Origin of the sequence: Rhodovulum viride (genome assembly GCF_003265965.1) — a bacterium.
In the GTDB taxonomy this organism is placed as follows: domain Bacteria; phylum Pseudomonadota; class Alphaproteobacteria; order Rhodobacterales; family Rhodobacteraceae; genus Rhodovulum; species Rhodovulum kholense.
The window spans coordinates 1-1,019 of sequence record NZ_MUAV01000110.1 but is presented as its reverse complement, the minus strand read 5'-3'; the positions used below and the strand labels follow the sequence as shown (position 1 = coordinate 1,019).

Annotated in this window: 1 protein-coding gene and 1 pseudogene; both read right to left on the bottom strand. The window is 68.4% G+C overall.

All coding sequences use genetic code 11. The annotated features are described in order from the left end of the window. Positions 1 to 167 precede the first annotated feature (167 nt). Positions 168 to 545: a hypothetical protein gene (locus BYZ73_RS21270; protein WP_112317579.1), complete on the bottom strand. Its 378-nt coding sequence runs from the start codon at positions 543 to 545 to the stop codon at positions 168 to 170. 196 nt (positions 546 to 741) lie between these two features. Next, a pseudogene (locus BYZ73_RS21265) lies at positions 742 to 1,019 on the bottom strand (hypothetical protein); the annotation flags it as partial.

Below are 1,019 nucleotides of genomic sequence, written 5' to 3'. Positions count from 1 at the left end.
CCGTCCCGGTCAGGCGCCGCGGCCCCGACCAGCGGCCGACCGCCTCATCGGCCTGACCCGCCAGCTCGCGGACCAGATACATCAGAACCGGCACCGCCTCCTCTGGCGGCATCGCCTCGACGGCTATCTCAAGCGCCCGGATCGGATCGCGGCCCGGGCGCCCCATGTCACGCGGCCGGGGAGAACCCGAGTTCAATCGGCGTGTTCAGCGACAGCGGGTTACCAGCCGTCATGACCTGAGCGTTCACGACCGGCAAGGTCGCCAGCAGCCGCAAGGTCGCCGCATCGACCACGGCCCAATGGGTGCCCGTCCCGTTCGCGTCGACCGTGCCGTCGGTGAAGGTCGCGATGTCGATCTTGCGGCCCCCGCCCGTGCGGTTGGCCTGCGCGCTGATGGTCGGCGCGGTCTTGGTCCCGAGCTTGTAAGTCGAGGACGCCTCGGCATAGGTCGTGGGCTCCTGCGAGCACAGATGCAACACAGGCGTCGCGGCATCGCGGATCTCTTGGAGACCGGCGTCCAGGACATCGTTGGAAAGGGTGGTCATGTCGCCTCGCTGAAATCGGTCGCGGCCCCCCGCACTTGAAACGACACGCACCCATCCTCTCCGCAGAGGTGCCGGGCCAGCGTAGCGTGCCGATCAAAGGACGGGGGGCTCTAGAAACCAAAGCGCCCGCGGCGGGGGTTCCGACGCGGGCGCAAATGTGGAGATGGCACAATGTCAACCAGGACTGGTTAAATGGTCAAGAAGAATTTTTCCACGGCTCCATCTGGGGCATGGCGCGCGTCACCTCGATCGACACCAGCCCGGCCCCGCGCAGCGCCGCCTGAAGGGCCAGAAGCCAGCCCCACCAGTCGAGATAGGCGCGCCGGGCCGCCGCGATCTGACCGGACGTCGGGTAATAGGTGACAGGGCAGCAAGGCCCCCGCATCTCGACAACCGCCGCCCCATGGCGGCCACGGCCCGCCCGATACCGCCACGTATCGCCATCGGCCTGCGCAGCGCGCGGCCCATGCGAGG